The organism is Colwellia piezophila ATCC BAA-637 (genome assembly GCF_000378625.1).
In the GTDB taxonomy this organism is placed as follows: Bacteria; Pseudomonadota; Gammaproteobacteria; order Enterobacterales; family Alteromonadaceae; genus Colwellia; species Colwellia piezophila.
On the sequence record NZ_KB905164.1, the window covers coordinates 326,235 to 345,139 of the forward strand.

At 38.0% G+C, this 18,905-nt stretch carries 15 protein-coding genes; 8 read left to right on the forward strand and 7 right to left on the reverse strand.

Features of this window, described 5'->3' with window-relative positions; all coding sequences use genetic code 11:
- Window positions 1-228 precede the first annotated feature (228 nt).
- Together F580_RS0110225 and hpt are read left to right on the forward strand one after the other, a co-directional pair.
- The gene (locus tag F580_RS0110225; protein ID WP_019027632.1) at window positions 229-1,683 is read left to right on the forward strand and encodes an NCS2 family permease; all 1,455 of its coding nucleotides are present in this window, start codon (window positions 229-231) and stop codon (window positions 1,681-1,683) included.
- Between the two features lie 165 nt (window positions 1,684-1,848).
- A complete protein-coding gene (hpt, locus tag F580_RS0110230; RefSeq protein ID WP_026301374.1) occupies window positions 1,849-2,379 on the forward strand; it encodes a hypoxanthine phosphoribosyltransferase in 531 nt (176 codons plus the stop codon).
- Between the two features lie 120 nt (window positions 2,380-2,499).
- Here the strand turns inward: hpt and F580_RS0110235 are convergent, their stop codons facing one another.
- Window positions 2,500-2,958, reverse strand: coding sequence for a Spy/CpxP family protein refolding chaperone (locus F580_RS0110235; RefSeq protein ID WP_019027634.1), 459 nt, complete (start codon window positions 2,956-2,958; stop codon window positions 2,500-2,502).
- Window positions 2,959-3,206: 248 nt separating this feature from the next.
- Here F580_RS0110235 and F580_RS0110240 point away from each other — a divergent pair, with 248 nt between their 5' ends.
- Both F580_RS0110240 and F580_RS0110245 read left to right on the forward strand, forming a co-directional pair.
- Complete coding sequence (locus F580_RS0110240; RefSeq protein ID WP_019027635.1) at window positions 3,207-3,926, forward strand: response regulator transcription factor; 720 nt, start codon at window positions 3,207-3,209, stop codon at window positions 3,924-3,926.
- Window positions 3,927-3,928: 2 nt separating this feature from the next.
- Entirely contained in the window at window positions 3,929-5,320 is a 1,392-nt protein-coding gene (locus F580_RS0110245) for an ATP-binding protein (protein ID WP_019027636.1), read from the forward strand.
- Between the two features lie 239 nt (window positions 5,321-5,559).
- Here the strand turns inward: F580_RS0110245 and F580_RS27110 are convergent, their stop codons facing one another.
- Window positions 5,560-5,685: a hypothetical protein gene (locus F580_RS27110; RefSeq protein ID WP_019027637.1), complete on the reverse strand. Its 126-nt coding sequence runs from the start codon at window positions 5,683-5,685 to the stop codon at window positions 5,560-5,562.
- Between the two features lie 106 nt (window positions 5,686-5,791).
- Between F580_RS27110 and F580_RS0110255 the strand changes: the two genes are divergently transcribed.
- The 4 genes from F580_RS0110255 to F580_RS0110270 all read left to right on the forward strand — a co-directional run bounded on the left by F580_RS0110255 (window position 5,792) and on the right by F580_RS0110270 (window position 10,492).
- Window positions 5,792-7,174, forward strand: coding sequence for a serine hydrolase domain-containing protein (locus F580_RS0110255; protein WP_026301375.1), 1,383 nt, complete (start codon window positions 5,792-5,794; stop codon window positions 7,172-7,174).
- A 106-nt stretch (window positions 7,175-7,280) separates the two neighbouring features.
- Complete coding sequence (locus F580_RS0110260; protein ID WP_019027639.1) at window positions 7,281-8,048, forward strand: alpha/beta hydrolase family protein; 768 nt, start codon at window positions 7,281-7,283, stop codon at window positions 8,046-8,048.
- 258 nt (window positions 8,049-8,306) lie between these two features.
- Window positions 8,307-8,738 (forward strand): NlpC/P60 family protein, encoded by a 432-nt coding sequence (locus tag F580_RS0110265; RefSeq protein ID WP_245560611.1) that lies wholly within the window; start codon window positions 8,307-8,309, stop codon window positions 8,736-8,738.
- A gap of 206 nt (window positions 8,739-8,944) precedes the next feature.
- Window positions 8,945-10,492, forward strand: a complete 1,548-nt coding sequence (locus tag F580_RS0110270; protein WP_019027641.1) for a mechanosensitive ion channel family protein — start codon at window positions 8,945-8,947, stop codon at window positions 10,490-10,492.
- Window positions 10,493-10,596: 104 nt separating this feature from the next.
- Here F580_RS0110270 and F580_RS0110275 read toward each other — a convergent pair whose 3' ends face one another.
- The 5 genes from F580_RS0110275 to F580_RS0110295 all read right to left on the reverse strand — a co-directional run bounded on the left by F580_RS0110275 (window position 10,597) and on the right by F580_RS0110295 (window position 18,833).
- Window positions 10,597-10,791, reverse strand: coding sequence for a hypothetical protein (locus F580_RS0110275; protein ID WP_019027642.1), 195 nt, complete (start codon window positions 10,789-10,791; stop codon window positions 10,597-10,599).
- 43 nt (window positions 10,792-10,834) lie between these two features.
- A complete protein-coding gene (locus tag F580_RS0110280; RefSeq protein WP_019027643.1) occupies window positions 10,835-11,101 on the reverse strand; it encodes a hypothetical protein in 267 nt (88 codons plus the stop codon).
- 319 nt (window positions 11,102-11,420) lie between these two features.
- Window positions 11,421-15,587, reverse strand: coding sequence for a helicase-related protein (locus tag F580_RS0110285; protein ID WP_019027644.1), 4,167 nt, complete (start codon window positions 15,585-15,587; stop codon window positions 11,421-11,423).
- Window positions 15,580-17,568 (reverse strand): phospholipase D-like domain-containing protein, encoded by a 1,989-nt coding sequence (locus F580_RS0110290; RefSeq protein WP_019027645.1) that lies wholly within the window; start codon window positions 17,566-17,568, stop codon window positions 15,580-15,582. Before F580_RS0110290 ends, F580_RS0110285 begins: the two co-directional genes overlap by 8 nt.
- Complete coding sequence (locus F580_RS0110295) at window positions 17,565-18,833, reverse strand: hypothetical protein (protein ID WP_019027646.1); 1,269 nt, start codon at window positions 18,831-18,833, stop codon at window positions 17,565-17,567. The genes F580_RS0110290 and F580_RS0110295 overlap by 4 nt, the downstream gene beginning before the upstream one ends.
- Window positions 18,834-18,905: the final 72 nt, after the last annotated feature.

Sequence of the window (18,905 nt, forward strand, 5' to 3'; positions counted from 1 at the left end):
CTCCTGAATAACCATTATCTACAATCAATGCCTTGCCTCTAAGGCTTTTAACTCTCGCTGAGTGGGAAGAAACTTATTGGAATTGGTATAATAGCAAACGCTGGCATTACTTGCTTTACCGGTAGCACCGCGACAAAAAGGTCAAATTTTAAAAATTATTACCAGCAGGTCAAAATAAAAAATACAAATAAACGACCTTAAATTTCAACCAATGAGAGAACTGTAGTTATGGAACAGGTTAGTAAATCTTACGAAAACCAAGAAGATAAAAAAGATAAAACTAATGACGTCAGTCTGTTAGAACGTTTTTTTAAACTATCAAAGCATAATACTTCGATAAAAACTGAGCTCATGGCCGGTCTTACCACCTTCGTGACCATGTCATATATTATGTTTTTAAACCCGGTTATTATGTCAAATACCGGCATGCCATTTGATGGCTTATTCTTAGCCACCTGTTTAGGTGCTGCTATTGCCACTATCATAATGGGTATGTACGCTAACTGGCCTGTTGGTCTTGCCCCAGGCATGGGCTTAAATGCCTTTTTCACCTTCTCCGTCGTCGGCGGCATGGGTTACAGTTGGGAAATAGCCCTAGGTGCGGTATTCCTTTCTGGTGTTCTCTTTGTAATCATGAGTGTTACCCGACTAAGGGAATGGATGCTTGATAGTATTCCGATGAGCTTACGACTTGCCATGACCGCAGGTGTTGGCCTTTTCTTAGGTTTCATCGGCTTACGCTTCACCGGCATTATTGTTGCTAGTCCTGATAACGTAGTTGCTCTTGGCGACATGACTCACTTTGGCTTTGGTCAATTTGGTCCAGAAGCACCGGCACTAGGTTTCTTAAGTTTCTTACTTATTGCTGTGCTTAGCTATCGTAAAGTATTTGGTGCGGTAATCATTGGTATTGCCACAGTAACCTTACTTGCTTTTGTTATGACTTGGGTGTTACCTGCTGATTTCTTCGTTATTTCTGAAGCCGCTAAATCTTTTGCTCCTGCATCTGGTTTTGTTTCTTATAGTGGCATACTCGCTATTCCTGAGTTTTCTGCTCTTGAACCTATTTTATGGAAAGCCGATATTGCTGGCGCTTTTCAAGTCGCGTTAATTCCTGTTATTGTAACTTTCTTATTCGTTAACATTTTCGATACCGCAGGCACCTTAATGGGGGTTGCTGAGCGTGCTGGTTTGCAAGACAAAAATGGCAAGATTGAAGGCTTAAGCAAGTCTTTAAAAGCTGACTCAATCGCTTCTGTTATCGGTACAGGTTTTGGTTGTCCTCCGGTAACTTCTTATGTTGAATCTGCTGCAGGTGTTGCTGCTGGTGGCCGTACTGGTCTCACCGCGGTAACTATCGGCTTATTATTTGCTGTTGGTATGTTCTTCTTGCCACTGGCAAAAATGCTACCTGCCTTTGCCGTAGATGGCGCGCTTATCTATGTAGCTATGCTGATGATGAGTTCACTAAAAGGTTTAGATTGGGATGACTTAACGGAATACGCACCAGCTGTGTGTACTACGATTATGATGGCGTTTACCTTCTCAATTGCTAATGGTATCGCTTTTGGTTTTATCACCTACACAGTATTAAAAGTAGGTACGGGTAAATCAGACCAAGTATCTAACGGTGTTTGGGCGTTAACTGTTTTATTTATTGCTAAGTTTATCTTCTTAAACTAAAGCCAGTATTTCCCTAACATAAAAAAGCCTTTGTTCGTAAAGGCTTTTTATTGCATGAACTATAGTTAAATAAAATCGACACCTATTGCCTTTTATTCAAATATATTCGATAGCCGACAAAACAGCTAACCACTGTACGTATTAATTAACAAGAAATAAAATATGATGAAACATACTATTGAGGTTATGATCTCAGAAGAAGAAATCAGAAAACGTGTTGCCATACTGGGACAGAAAATCAGTGAGCATTATCAAGACAGTGATAACTTGGTCATGGTCGGTTTACTTCGTGGCTCTTTTGTTTTTATGGCCGATTTAGCAAGAAAAATCACCGTTAATCATAGCGTTGATTTTATGACTGCATCAAGTTATGGCAATAGCATGGAAAGCTCTCGTGATGTTCATATACTGAAAGATCTTGATGATAATATTGAAGGCAAAGATGTTTTGCTGGTAGAAGATATTATTGATACCGGTAATACTTTAAGTAAAGTTGTCGAGATTTTAAGTTTACGTGCGCCTAATTCAATTGAAATTTGTACTTTATTAGACAAACCAAGTCGCCGCGAAAAAAATGTCGAAGTAAAATGGATAGGTTTCGAAATTCCTGATGAGTTTGTTGTTGGTGTCGGCATTGATTACGCACAAAAATATCGTCACCTACCTTATATTGGTAAAGTTATTCCAACTGAATAAATAAAAATTACCAATATATTTAATAAAACATATTAAATAAAAAGTGTTTAATAAAAATCCGACCTCAGGCCGGATTTTTATAAGCAAAACTGCATCTTGATTGATAATGGCTATATAACCTTAACGATGTGAACGTTTATGCTTCATGGTACTGAATTTTTCTTGCTGCTCTTCGGTTAACACACTCTTCATGGCAAACTTACTTTTAGCTTTAACTAGCGCCATTGCCGTGAAAACATCTTGATTACTCTGATATAAGGCATTAAAGGCTTGTTCGTCGAAACTCTCTGCCGACATTAAGACTTTTACTTGTTGTCGAAATGCTTCCATCGCCGGCATAAATGCTGCCATCTCCAGCTTAGCTTCACTCTTTAGTGCTTTTATATCTGCTTGTTGGCTTTCAGACAAACCTAATTTACGGCTTAGCTTGGCAAATTTTTTCTCACTCATGTGTTGGTGGTTTATTTCATGGCTAGCGTGGTGTTTATTGTTATCTTCACTAGCAAAGCTAGTTGTTGATAAAACCAGTACCGAACAAAGTGATGTCGCCAGTGCAATTTGTTTAAGTGTATTATTCATATAAATATTCCCTGTTAGCTAATGTCGCTGCTCTTGTCTATTGATAAAGCGATAAGTGCGTTAAGTGCGTTAATTAAATCCAACCTCAGTATATCTAGCTTAATTGCAAAGCAGTGCAAGGCAGTGTAAAGCTATGTAAAGTTATTTTCTGCTTGACTTAGATCACGTAAACTAAGAGTAGATAGCTCCAAAATACAATTTTTAGCGTCGGCAACTCGCCCACAACCTTTAATTAAGCAGCCAAAAAAATGCCCCTAAATCAGAAACATATTTTATTAATTGACGATGATGATGAATTTGCCGAATTACTGACCGAGTACCTCGCCAGTGAAAATATTAAGGTAACTTCGTGTTTAGATGGTGCCAGTGGCTTGGCGAGGGCGTTTGATGATACTTTTGATTTAATTTTACTGGATGTCATGATGCCTGTACTTAATGGTTTTGAAGTACTTAAAGCATTAGGCGGCAATCATAAAACCCCCATATTAATGCTAACAGCAAGGGGTGATGATAATGATAGGATTTTGGGCCTTGAATTAGGCGCTGATGACTACTTGGCTAAACCATTTAAACATCGCGAGTTGTTAGCCCGCATTAATGCCATCTTTAGACGGATAGCCATTGTAAAAAGTCAAAATCCTGTTGTTGCAAATGAAGCTACTGAACAACTTGTTATTAATCAAGTAAGAATTAACCAGGCTACCCGTGAAATTTATTGTCAAAATACCTTACTGATATTAACCGGCACTGAATATTTAGTATTGGCTTACATGCTAGAGCATCACAGTAAAATCATCAGCAAAGCTGAAATATCTGAGCAAGTATTACAAAGAAAACTAAGCCCTTTTGATAGAACCGTGGATGTCCATATCGGAAATGTTCGCCGAAAGCTGCTTGCCATTGACCCTATAGATAAATTTAAAACAGTACGTGGTGCGGGTTATGTCTTTTTACAAGGTGAGCAGTAATTATGGCTAAGCAAGGTCCTGCGGGGCTAAAAAAATTCTCTTTAGGCATTAGCTTAAAGCTGTTTCTGGCTTTTTGGTTAGTGATTCTCACCTCCGTGCTGATCAGCTACCTAGTTACTATGCAATTTAGACATACGCCAAGTCAGGAACAAGTTGATCCACAACAGTTAGAACTATTAAGTAAGTACATACAAAGGCTTGCAGATAAAAAAAAAGTAAAGCTTAAGGCTATTCAGCAACAATTTTACCAAAAACATCACCAACATTTATTAATAAAGAATCTCACCACGAAGCAAGTTTATGCGCCAAGAAAGCGCATTTGGGGGGAAATAAAATACTATTTAAGAAGACATCCATTAAATAATCCGGTTACCATTGATTTTGCCTTTACCCAAGTCACAACGTCTCAACCAATAATAATAAATGGCGAGCAATTGCAATTATTTATCGCTAGTAAAATTGAGCATAAGCACTTGGTCGGCTTGGTAAATCAATGGCCTTTAGCCTTACGTATTTTAATGCTGCTCACCATCAGCGTTTTATGTTGCTGGTTTTTGGCTAAAAGCTTTACTAAGCCTTTAATAGCGATTCAAAAAGCCAGTAAAGAGTTAGGTGAAGGTAAGTTGGCAACCCGTATAACAATATTTGACCAACGCTCCGATGAGTTTGGCGATCTAGCGCGTAGCTTTAACCAAATGGCAAGTGAGTTAGAAAACAACATTAGCGCGCATCAACGCTTACTCGGTGATGTATCCCATGAATTAAGATCACCACTAACCCGTCTACAGCTCGCTGTCGCCTTAGCAGAAAAGAATATTGGCAATGACGCTGAACAACAAAAGCATTTGACCCGCTGTGAAACAGAAGTAGACCGCTTAGATGAAATGATTGCCGATGTACTGACTCTTTCAAGACTAGAGCATAGCCAAAACTCGCTCGCGAGTGTTGAGGTAAAATTAGACCATTTGGTTTTACAAGTTATAAATGACTGTCAATATTTTGCCAATAGTAAAAATGTTGCCATCGTCTTACAGGGTGAGATTAAGCAAACTATTTTTGCCGATACTAAAATGCTTACCAGTGCTTTTAGTAACGTTATTAATAATGCGGTCAAGTACTCGCCAAACAATCAAGAAGTTAGCGTCGAGTTAAGCGAGTTAGATCATAAAATTGTGCTAAACGTAATTGATAGAGGCCCTGGGGTACCCGATGAAATGACAGAAAAACTATTTACGCCTTTTTTTCGTGTTGCCGATGGTCGAGAAAGAAGCAGTGGTGGTACTGGCTTAGGATTAGCTATTGCTCAACAGGCCGTTCATTTACACCAGGGTGAAATCACAGCACAAAACAGAAATCCTAGTGGTTTAATTGTCACCATAACATTACCCATTTAACTCAGTTGCCCCTAAGCAGTTTCATCCTAGTCAATGATGACTTGCTGAAAATAACTCAGCCGGCTTATTGAGGGGTGCCTCTGATAAGTTAAAACAGCAACTGCCTGAAACATTTAGCGACAAAACTCATATTGAACAAATGTATCAAGTTGTGACATGTTATACCAAACGGATTATTGTATTGACCAACTTAGAGTTTCAATAACGAGCTTAGAACAAGCAAAATGTAGTAAACATAGTTATTCTATATTTGGTACATTTTGCGCCGTTATTAGATTGATATTGAGCTCCCAAAGGGCGAGTTTAAAAGGCTTATATGCAGCGTTATTGATTTTGACAAGGGAATAACCATTCTCTGCAATCATTGCCTTGCCTCTAAGCCTTTTAATTCTCGCTAAGTGATCAATAAATTAGTCCGATTGGTATTAGATCGTTTTGAAATAACTTCAATATGACAACATGGCAGGCTATATGAAAAAAATAATAACACTGTGTACTGTACTCCTACTCTGTATAAATACCGCCTCTGCAACTCAGCAGGAAAGATCGATTAATAAAGCAGACTATGACAAAGTTTTAGCTTTATTTGTTGATGCCAATGGCCCTGGCGCAACGGCTATTATTAGTCAGCATGGCAAAGTCCTGTATAAAGGTGCTTTGGGTATGGCAAATATCGAACTGAAAGTCCCCTTAAATACAGAGAGTGTCTTTCGCCTAGGATCAATAACTAAGCAATTTACTGCCGCCGCCATTATGATGCTTGCAGAGCAAGGTAAATTATCCGTTGATGATGATATTCATAAATATGTGCCTGATTTCCCTACCGAAGGCCAAGTAGTCACTATTGCAAACCTATTAAGTCATACCTCAGGCATAGCAAACTATACCGAAGATAAAGTTGTTATGGAGAAGCTTACCCCAACACAAACAACGTTAGATGACATGTTAAGCGAGTTTGCTAAGCACCCCATGCCATTAAAAACCGGTGAAGCAATGCGTTACTCTAATACCGGTTATGTCTTATTGGGAAAAATTATTGAAGTGGCCAGTAAGAAGTCTTACGCGGACTTTATTGAGCAGGATATTTTTGCAAAATTAGCCATGAACCATAGTTACTTTGGCGGTACTCAACTTATTGCTAATCGAGCTTATGGATATTCTAGAACCGAGCAAGGCGTTGTTAATGCAGACCCTATTAATATGATGTGGCCACATGCCGCAGGCTCTTTGTTATCCACCGTTGATGATTTAAACATTTGGTACCAAGCACTTCGTGATGGTGGCTTGATCTCAAAAGCTAGCTACAAAAAGATGATTTCACCCTTTACATTAAATGACAACAGCACTTCTGATTATGGTTATGGCTTAGGCACATTCGAAGTGAGTAAGTATGATGCTATTGGTCACGGCGGTGGCATTAATGGTTTTTCTACGCAAGCCTTTTATCTACCAGAAGAAGACTTATATGTTGCCGTATTAATAAACAGTGACTCTGAAAGCTCGCCACGAGATATTGCCCTGCTGCTTACCGCAAGAGCATTAAATATCGATGTGCCAGAGTTTACCGAAGTAGCGCTGACCGATAAAAAAATCAACGCTATGATGGGTATTTATCAAGTAACCCCTGATTCACAACGTACCTTAAGTTTTGAAAATGGTGAAGTTTACTCACAACGTGACGATGGACGTAAATGGGTAATTAGACCTATGTCTGATAACAGCTTCTACTACGAAGGCAGCTTGTCATATTTTACCATTGATAAAAATGAGCAAGGCATACAGGTGATGAATTTCTACAGTAATTTAGCAACAGAGCCAAGCCCTGCCCTAAAGTCTGATTCTGAGTCTGATTAAGCTTATCATTAACTCGCCTAACAATGACGCACATTCAACCTAGCTAAAATCAACATAATCTAGCTAGGTTGAAGAACTAAAATATAAAAAAACAATAGGAATTATTATGCCACGTATACTACCCCTGATATTAACGACACTCTCACTAGGCAGCTTGTTCATTTCTCTTAGCAGCCTTGCCACAGAATTAACCTTAACTTCTTCAGATAAATTCGCTTTAAAAGCTGATTATTACCCCGCGAAAACAACAATAGAAAACTCAAACAACCGAGCGGTGTTGATGTTACATCAGTGTAATTACAACCGCAGCATGTATAACAATATTGGTGAGCAATTAGCCGAACACGGCATCCATGCTTTAAGTCTAGATTTTAGAGGTTTTGGTGAAAGTATTAGTAACAAATTTAATGTCGAAACTTTTGGTAAACTACCACAAGCAGAACGAAGAAAAGCATGGACTAAAATGTCAGCCCATTGGCCAACTGATGTTCAGTTAGCATTTGATTATTTAAAAGAAAAAGCGGGTAAAAAAAGTAATATAGGTATCATTGGGGCAAGTTGTGGTGGCAGCCAAGCCATCACCTTAGCTGAGAAAGAAAGCATTAGCGCTATCAGCTTTTTCTCTTCATCACAGTCTGATAAAAATATTAGCCGCTACGAAAAAGTATTAGCAGATAAGCCGAGCTTAATCATTGCATCAGAAGATGATGGCAGAACGTTTACTAGTGCTCAACAGCTATTTAGCACCACCAAGCACCCAAAGAGTAAGATGCTCTCTTATAAAGGTGATATGCATGGCTACCCATTATTGGATAGTGATAAACAATTAACCCAAACTATAGTCGCTTGGTTTGATAATGAATTGAAGGACTAAAATTAGGCTGTAGAGAACGTTGATTATGATAATAAATTCCATTTTATTTTCGCTAAGCTAAAAACCAAGTGACAGCAATAAAAAACTAATGATAATCTCTACAGTCTATTTATTACCGGGTTAAACAGACACATGCACAGCTGCCACACCCAGCTTTTACCGAAATATCAATGGTATAATTTTAGAATTATCACCATAGTACCTTCCCTGTTAGTGCTTATTGTTTTAAGTCTTCTTCAGGGCTGTGCCACCCCAAAAGTGACACATAAGCCAGTCACTAACCACCCACAACCCGTATTAAACTCTAACCTGCAAGCTAGGAATGCTAAGTTATTGGTATTGTACAAGCAGTGGCAAGGCACGCCATATCGCTTAGGGGGCAACTCAACTAAAGGCATTGATTGCTCGGCGTTCGTTCAACAAGTCTATCTAGCGGGTTTTGACATAAAGCTACCAAGAACGACAAAATCTCAATCTTCATTCGGCCAAGCGGTTAAACAGCATGGCGTTATTGGCGACTTAATCTTTTTTAGAACAAACGCCAGAACTCGTCATGTCGGCATATATATAAACAATAATCAGTTTTTGCATGCATCAACCAGTAAAGGCGTGATCATATCTGAACTTAACAATATTTATTGGCGTAAACATTACTGGCAAACAAGGCGAGTTTTGCCGGAAAGTCATTAAGAACTTACTCAATCATCAATTGACTAAATAATGGGCTAAGTAATCAACTAAGCAATCGACTAGACAAGCAAAACAACCCCTTTGAGAAGAAGCACAGCAACTAACCTTAACAAAACTGTTATTTATTGTTATATTCAGCTTCTTATTGCACTCACAGTAAATTAGCCTCACCGCTTAACACTTAAGAATATAATCAGGTTTATATCATGACATTACTCACCTACTCAAAAACATTAAGCTCGGTTGTTTTTGTCTTATCTAGCATTATCCTTTTTTCATTTAGCGTCAATGTATCTAGTGCCTTGGCGAGTAACAGTGAAAAACCCTATCAAGCCACCACCGCTGAAAATATCAACATTGATCTTGGCGAGTTAGAGTTCGCCCTGACTCCGTTAACAAAAAACGAATTAACGGTAGAGGTTGATGCCTGGTTAGTTGTTCTTAAAGAAAGAGCCACCATAGTCAGTGAAGCCGAAATACTTGTTAGCCAAAAGCAAAAAAAAATATTAGCTGCTCAAGAAATATCTAGCCTTAGTGCTGACAGTGCAGAGTTAGTAAGCAAGGGAAAAGAGGATAAAGTTGCCGCCACTGAGTTAAAAGAAGAACTTGATGAGATTAACCTGCTTGCAAAAGACTTGCAGTATAAAAAGGCCGAGACAGCATTAAAGACAATGAGTAAAACAGCTGAGTCCCTGAACGAACTCTCAGTAAAAGCAGAGCAATACAGTGATAAGTTACAAGAACGGCGTGAGCATTTAATCAACAGTCTAACCGAATTACGTGCCGATAAAAACGACGCTTTAGCGCGTTTTCGTCTAGTGCTTAGTAACTGGGAAAGTAAAGGCGGTGACGGTGCTGAACTACACCTTTATGCCAATGCGTTATCGGGAACAACCGTAGATCTAACTGACAGTAACGCAGCTTGGTTAACGATTAAAGGTTGGTTATTATCACAAGATGGTGGCTTACGCTGGTTAGCTAATATTATTAAGTTTTTTGTGGCATTAATGTTTGTTTATCTGGTCTCTAGAACCGCGGGCAAGATCACCGATGCAGCACTTAGCCGCAACCGTAACTTATCGACCCTATTAAAACTTTTCATTCAAGTATCGGTGCGTCGCGTAATTTTAGTCATCGGCTTTATTGTTTCACTTACCCTCATAGAAATAAATGTCGGCCCCGTATTAGCGCTCATTGGTGCTGCTGGTTTAGTGGTTGGTTTAGCGCTGCAAAGTACCTTAAGTAACTTTGCTAGTGGCATGTTGATTTTAATTTACCGCCCTTTTGATGTCGGCGATATTATTAAAATAGACGGCGTCACCGGCACAGTTCATTCAATGACCTTATTATCGACATCGATTAAAACATTCGATAATCAACACTTAGTTGTGCCTAATAATAATATTTGGGGTACCACTATTGTTAACGTAACTGGCAGTAAAACTCGCCGAGTCGATCTTGTCTTTGGTATCGGTTATGGCGATGATATGGCTAAAGCAGAACAAATAATGCATGAGGTGGTCAGCAACCATGAGTTGGTGTTAAAGAATCCTGCCCCGGTTATTAAAGTGAATGAATTAGCGGACTCTTCAGTTAACTTTGTTTGTCGCCCTTGGGTGAAAACAGAAAATTATTTAGATGTTTATTGGGATATTACTCGCCAAGTTAAAGAAGCGTTTGATAAGCAAGGCGTATCAATTCCATTTCCACAGCGCGATGTTCATGTTCATCAGATCCCCAACGAGATAAAGTAACGCCTTTGACTCTTTGTTGTGTACCTACAACACGCTTTGATTAAACAAAAAAGCCGCTAACAAACGTTAGCGGCTTTTTATTGGTCTTAAATAGTTAAAACTAATTAAGCCTTATTTTCTACGTAAGCATTTAAGTCAGCCATAGATACTTTAGTGACGAATTCATCGTTCATATAAAAGCTAACCATTTCACCGTCTTTTTCACCACGTAACAACGCTGTCTCACCTGTATTATAAGTAATATTAAACTGTAAAAGCTTATAGCAATAGTATTCGGTGATAGCGAGACAAAAAAGCAAGGGTATTCCCCTCAGTAGAAGGATAAAATGAAAACAGCAAGAGCTAATCTTCTATAAGAATATTAGCTCTTGCTGAAAGTGAACATTTAGGAGTAAAGGAAACACGAAAAGAAGGCTGCGGGTCGATATTTAATAAGGAAAAAGTTGAGCTATAACTTGGAAAACAAGGGCTAGTAGAAGGGAAGTAATCGATAGTAATAACGTCAACCGCTTGCTTTAACAAAATTTTACTGCAGATACGAAAACGGGCACCTCTGATGGGCACCCGTTTTGCTTTATATGGCGGTGAGCGAGAGATTCGAACTCTCATTCTTTTACCCTACAACCCCTATTATAGCTAACTTCTTGTTTTCCGCGTGCAACACGCGTGCAAGTCAGACCAGTGGATTTTTGCATGATTCATTCTAATGATTAGGTGTCTTTTTAATGTCATAATGGGCAGTGATAGGGTATAAAACACCCTATGTAATGGTACGATTATGGGTAAATAAGACGCCACTTTGTTTTATCATTTTCAAAAACTGAGTTGGACTAGATATTAAGCAGCTATTGCGTAACACCTAGACCGATTAACCAACTGATTTATAATATATTTCAATATTCATTAATGCGTATTCATTTAAAAATAATCAATTCGTTATTGAAAAACTTTTAAAATCATTAGCACAGGCTTGCTTCATGAACTTAGAAGTATTGTTCCTCATACGGTTAATAACATTAGCCCAAGAATTTAGAAACGTCTCATTCCTTCCATCCAACATTGACGCTGGGTGGTATATGACAAACCAACGCATCTGCTTTTCATCATTCTGACAAGTGTAGACTTTAACACTGTTAAAAGTTTCAACCTCTGACCAATAACTATCTTCTTTCAAATGGGGAAGTTCTTGGTAATCATCCATAATTAATTTTGAGGGCCTTCCTTTTGTTGCAGTACTAATGCCCAACTCCCAAATCATTATTGGTTCAGCTGAGTTGATTCCATTTACAGGCTTTTCACTCATATCAAGAAACGACTGTAAACGGAATCGCAGTGATGATTTTGTTGGCATGGATAAATTAATTGTTCTTTCCCGTAATAACTTCTCACTTTTGAGAGTATTATTCAGGACTTCATAAACAGGTTTTTCATCAGCAAGCCGGGTAACAACCTGTTCAAAAACCCCTTTATGCCAGCGACTAATACCTGAACGGAAGCTATTATCCTCTCTGACTTTCTGAATGATTTTGTCATTAGTAACAGCAGCCCCAGTTATAACATTAAAGGAACTTTTTGCCTTATAGGTCCAACTTTCTTTATCTTGTGCGGTATACAGTTGCTGAAGGCGATCAGCTGTTTCAGAAATACGATGTGTCAACTTATCAAAAGTAGCACCCAACTTTTCTGGATAAGCGATTAAACAGCAATACCAAATAACATTTTCATGGTCATTTATATAACCCCACTTACGTTTATTATTTTGCTTACCTATCCATATAGCTAAATCTTTACCATCAAGATCCAGATCTTCAATAGACACAATAGGTGAACGGACTAACAACAAGCTTCCGATGCGCTCAAGCATAACCATTTGCTTTCTATCTGTTGTCTGCTTATAAGGCGCTTCATGCGTAACAGTCATAGCAAGAGTATTTAACGCTTTATCAAATTCAAAGTTTTTTGCCTCAGGTAATGAAAATACTGGTGTAGGTTCCAACATTTTGTTTGAACTTCTAAGACCTAAGATTACAGCTTCCATTTCTTGCTCGGACACAGATAGAGGGACAATTACCTCATAGTTTTCTGTCCACTGCATCTTTCTATTTATTTTCGTGTATTCCCATTTTGTTTTGAGGTTGTCACCCAGAGTCTTACTGTATGAGGATTGGATTTTTGAGCATTCATGCTCAACAACCAATACTGGCAGCGGATAAATATCTTTTATATTGATATTGGTTTGTTGTTTAGGTACATGCTGCCTCATCTGCTCATGTACATTGCAATCACTATAAGGAAAATCATTATCTTTAAGCAACCCGTTTTCTAGTAATAGTGACTTGGGGATAAATGTTCGTGTTTTAAGTGCTAGTGGTAACACTTCTTTTGAGCCCGTGTTATTAAAAACATCATCAACTGATATATCTTTAATCTCATCTTCGCGTTTACCAAAATCCATACGAAGATCACTTAACATTTTTTCATTCACAACCCGTGTCACCTGATATTGATCCAAGGTTCCTGCTAGGTAAGGAAAGCCAACCTTTAGTTTGGGAGCAGAATCTCTGCCGTCTGCATGCTTGTTAATTCGACGATTTATTAAGCTATTAACTCTGTCTACACGACCGATACGCTGTTCTAGATCACCAGATGTCCAAGCTACACCGTAATGAATAACCTCATCGCAAAAAAGGTGCATATCCACGCCTTCTTTAAGCACATCAGTACATATCAGGATATTTGGATAACAAGGCATTTTGAACTGAGTTACAGCATACTTATTTTGAATGTTTCCAGATCGGCCTACAACAGGTCCCATTCGACTAAATTCAGCATTAATATCATGATCATCACGATTGAAGCATTTTTCTTTGATTAGATTAAAATGCATACACCAATTTTTAAGTCGCTTTCGCCAATTATTTAAATATTCATTTAGATCAATGGATATAGATTTAAGTTGGCCTTCTTTGCTCTTTCTCAGAATCCAGATAAGTTTTTCACTTAAATTGTCAGCTCCTTTAATTTTGGTGAACTTATTAATAATATATAAATCTACGAGGAAGTCAGAACGACGCATAGTCTGCAAAATACAGCGCTTAAGCTTCAATATATCCTCAGTATATTTTTGTTGAGTCAGCCAAGCAGGCTGTTTTTCACCTTCATCAAAGATGACATCCAATAGGTTGTTCCATAGAGGTGATTGCCAGTGATTAACTTGTTCTCCCTCGTTGGGAACCAGAAATGCTAAAGGACTTTTTCCTTTACCATCACTACTTGTCGGCTGTAATAAACGCGTTAAAAATGAAAACAGCATACCATTCCGTTCTTGCTTATCACTTTTCTGGCTTATTGCTTTATAGTAGGACAGATCTGGCTCTGTAAAATTAGAGTCATCGTCTTCCAGACCTACTTGGTTATAATCAGTATCCTCATCCGAATCGTTAATGTTCCAGAAATCACTAAATCCTGAAAAGGTCTGCTTATTGCCACCAATTATCTGCATTTTATCAATACTGGCTGGCCAATCATCTATTCGCTTATCAATTAACTTTTGGAAGCGTTTTTTCAATAAATCAATTAACTCTTCCACTGTTGCCAGACGCCTTACAAACACAAGAGTTTTATGGTTTGGTGCATTTTTAAGACAGTTTTCCACCAACTGATCTACAACATGGTACAGTTTTGGATGTGGAATATTCTTTAACTCTGCATCAGATTCAGTAGTAAGTTTGTTATCAACCAGTACTTGCCTTAGTGATTTATTCAACTGATCTATATCACCACGGTCAGGCGGTACGTCTGATTCAGGATTACCTCCTGAAGGCTCAATTTCAGGTTTTGTATACGGGATTCCATCAACATTTTTACGAACAATACTCTTTACTGAACTAGCCAGAGACTCAAAAGACGAACACTCCCCCTGCCTGAATCTGTTATTATTACCACTTAAAGACTTCACCAAGCGTTTTTGAACCAATGCTGTAACCATGCTTGAAAATGCGTCATTGGTTGCAACCGCTGCATCCGTTGTATAATTACGATAACTGACCTTGTTATAATCTTCTTTGTTAGCATCGCTATAGTGCCTAGGTCGCCTGACTAAGAAGTCATCCAAAATATCAATAACATCTGCCTTCTTTTCACCTTTGAAGAGTCCTTTCATCTTCGCACTAATATTAACGCATGATTCGTTTGCACACTCGTCAGTTTCTTCATCTCGAAGATGAGTACAAATATAATGGTCAAGACATTTAATATCACTCTGTCCGCTATGTAATGGGGTAGCACTTAAAAATAACCATTTATTTGGTCTAGATGCTAATGATAAATTAATATGTTCATTTCTAGAATTACCTGTATGACGTAGATATTGCGCCTCATCACAAATAATAAGATCAATCGGTCGTCTATCTTCATGAAATAAGATCTTAATTCGTTCTGCATATTGGGTATTTAAATAACGCGTTAATTCCTTTTTCCAGTTATCATCTGTAGCAGTACAGGATTCAATCTTGTCTTCCTCTTCTTTATTGAGAGCTGCAATGCCAATATCCTTAAGTTTACTCTTGTACAGTGTCTTGATTTCTTCTTTTGTGTCCTTTCCATTGAAACCAATCGGGCGACTAAACGAAGAATAACGTAAAAGGTGTAGACGGTCTTCATCCAACAAAAGGGAACTAGCAAACTCTGATAACCGGTTATGTAAAGCTAATGGCTGATTAACGCTATTATCTAAAGCAGATTTCAATATACCGTCATTAATCAATAAACAACCCGATACAAATGTATCCCATTCTGATTTCCATTGCTCTTGTAAAGGTCTACCAGGACAAATAATGACAATACGTGAATCCGGTTTTTTTAAAAATTGGGTGGCAATAACCCCCATTGCTTGACGAGTTTTCCCCATACCGACTTCATCAGCTAAGTATGCAAAATTATCTTCCTGAATCCGGTGCCACAACGCTGCTACACCCAAACTTTGTAGTTTAGCTTGATCACTTTGGTCGTTTCCACCTTTCCCATCGAATGCTATTATATCTTGGCGAATATAGGATGCTTCAGATTCTAACTTGTCTTTAATAATATTATTCATGTGTGAAATCCACTTGTTCCTTAAACCATCCCAACATTGACTCAACAGTTTTTTGATCAACAGAGTCCGTATGTAGGAACTGTTTCAATACTTGGGATTCACCAACCAATTTTTTAAATGGAGTCTCTAACTCCGCTAAAGCTATGTCAATTTTGTCGATCAAATCATTACTCTTCTCAGGAGTAAAATTAGCCGCCAATATTTTAGCTGTCGAGGCAAATTCACTAAGGAAAATAAAATAATAAATCACGTCTTCTTTATTCATATCACCAGAACTAGACTTTCTATCGTCAACTTCAAGACTGATAGCCCGAAACATCAGTGACAGGGAAAATACTTCACCGCTATTAAATGGGTCTTTGTCCTGATGTTCAGAAAAATACTTCCGCTGTTTATAAAAAGCCTGATATATAGAGAAGAAATCGAACACCCTATTTTCTTCATCTTCCTCTTCACCTGTTTCAGTAGACGAACCTTTGCTGCCACCGCCACCTTTTGGTCCCTTTACAGGATCTAGGGCCCTTAGGTCATTCATTATATTTGATAATTTAGGTTTAGGATTGTAAGTGAGCTCATCATCTTGAGCATTCCACTGTGAAACCAACCCTTGATAAACCATGGTTTCATCATTATCTAAGTATAATAGTTCAATGGTGTAAATGGGCTTTTTAACACCATAGTTTAACTTAGCTAAATAAGTCCCATCATCCTGCTTGTTAAAGGTTAAAGACTGTTGATTAAAATGAGAGTTGTTAATTTTTTTAAATGCTACGTCACTACACTCAAGGACACAGACAAAAGATTGTGTTTTCCAATTATATGCCGCATGGGTTATGTAAGAAGAGACTTCTGGTGCTCCATCTTCAACTTCTGAGTCTTCAGCCCAATTGATTTTTAGTTCATCGAGGTCTTCAAAGTCGGCATTAAGCGTCGCTTTATTTTCAAGAGAGTAATGTAGCATCGCTTCAATATTCCCCCTCTTCATATTTCCCATTGCCGCTTTAGTAAAATTTGCAGATCCAATAAACCAGTGTGTAGCATCTTTAGTATTCAAACTGACAGATTTGGCATGAGTATAACGATCGTTATTCTTAAATCCCTGATAAGCAGCAGAAAAGCTGGAGTCTTTAACATAATCACGCATAGTTGATGGGAAACAATGCATTCCCGCATGATTAATTGAGGGTACAAAATCTATATGTTTACTGTTTAGTTGCTCAAGTAAAGGACTGAGGTGTTCGCTATTTGACCAGAAAGGGGAAACTATTCTACAGCTATTAATAGGCTGGCTTATACCGGATGTTAATAAATCCAGGTAGTTTTCATCCCTATTTTTATTAGGTAAGCGCAGTATAAAATTGGGGCTTGCACTAATTTCCTCTTTGCAATTATTGGTTAAAAAACTTTCTATTGCCACGAGGTTTTTCCTAACGTTACCTTCCTCTTCAACCTCACCATCATCTTTTTTAATACTATCTATCTGCTTTTTTGCAATATTTGATATCCAGTGAATCAGAGGCAATAGATTATCAGCTTGCTGTTTACCCACCTTACAGATCCCAGCAACCTCACGGTTCAAGCCCCATCCACTGAGTGTCAAATTACAACTACCCACTATTAACTCAGCTACTGGCATCCCATTTTCCAAAGTTCCTGTTGCTAATATAATTTTGGGATGAAAAAAGGCATCCTTTAAACCAACAGCCAACTGACCATAACGGTAATTGTTTTTTGGTTCAGGTGAAGTTGAGCGATCACATACAACTGTTATTTTCGTCTTTGCTAATACCTTATTAACTTGCGCGGCTTGTAGACTTCCGACTTCTTTTATAGAACAACCAGCAGTTAATGGAAGGATATTATTTTCAAAGAAACAGGCTGAGAAATTGAAACTAGTAAACAAAAGAGATTCTATCTTTCCCCCATCAAAAGTGTCTAATAGCTGTTGATAAGTATTGCGTATTAATGAGTTATTTTTCATCTTTCACCATGTAGTTGGTTGTAAATACGAGCTGTGGTATTTATGTAATATCCATTTTTCCAAGGGCTTTCATTGCAAATTGATTTTAGTAATTGATTTTGGTCAGCATTATGTATTTCAGAGGATACACGTAGTTCACAACCATCAAGATGAATCATGCTGCCAGCTCCTCGCGACTTCATTATTTTTCGATGGTATTCTAATAAGCCCAATAAAAACGCTTTCACATCCTCTTTAACTAGCAAACCAGCGATCTCTAGTAGCAATTTAATTCGATCAGATTCAATACCACTGTTAATTGATAATGATCGTATGAAAGAAACAGATTTATCTCTCATTGCCTGTTTCACATCAGGCTCAGTCAACAATGATTCCAGAACAGATAATTTTCGACCGTCATGTAGATGTAAAAATTGAAAGCAATCATCTAATAACGCCAAAAATGGTTCACAATCTTGTATGAGCTCGAGCTCAGAAAAGTGACTCCATTGCTTATTATTAGAATCAATATATGCTTTCAAGTGTTGTACTGGGTTTAGTTCAGAACCGACCCCCAGCACTTTTGGTTGCGATTTAACAGAGGAACAGGCACTTGCATAATATTCAAGTTCCTTATCAATATAGAGACAGTTTCTTATATATTCCTTCAACTTTTTTGATTTAAACAGGACATTAAATAAAACAACTATCTGCTCATTTGCGAAGACTTCTGACGGTTTAATTACCTTCACCCCGCTTAATGTCATTTTTTCAATCAATTGTATTAGCTTGTTAACAGCCCCTGAGTGAGGTGCACATAATGTTTTAATCGTTGATAATGCTTTTTCATCTAACACCCAATTTTTAGATAACATTCCAGCTCGACGACAAGTACCTCGATAAAACTGATAGAGCCCGTTAACTGCCGTTACACTTGAAAACTTAACCTCGACATCAGGACCATTCCCTTTTAATAGACGTGAGCCATAGCATGGTTCTACATTTAGGTTATGATATAAATGATACTCAATAAGCCCTTCCATATATCGAAAGAGCTCTCTGAAATTATTGTTCTGTTTCAATGACTCCGGTACATGTTCCTGTTCAAGGTAATATATAAATAGGACGGCCTCTAATCCTAGGTAAGACTGGATGGCACCAGATAGATTAGGTTCCAGTTTCCTGGCTATTTTACTCCAAACAGGCACAAGCCCTAAATAGTCTCGCACACTTCCCTGCTTTAGCAGATCACTATCTTTATCACTGAAAAAAGGGTTTTCATTCATAACTTAACCTCTAAATGTATGCTTAAAAGACCAAATAAAAAAGCAGGCCCATAGTTGTTTAATAGTGCTATT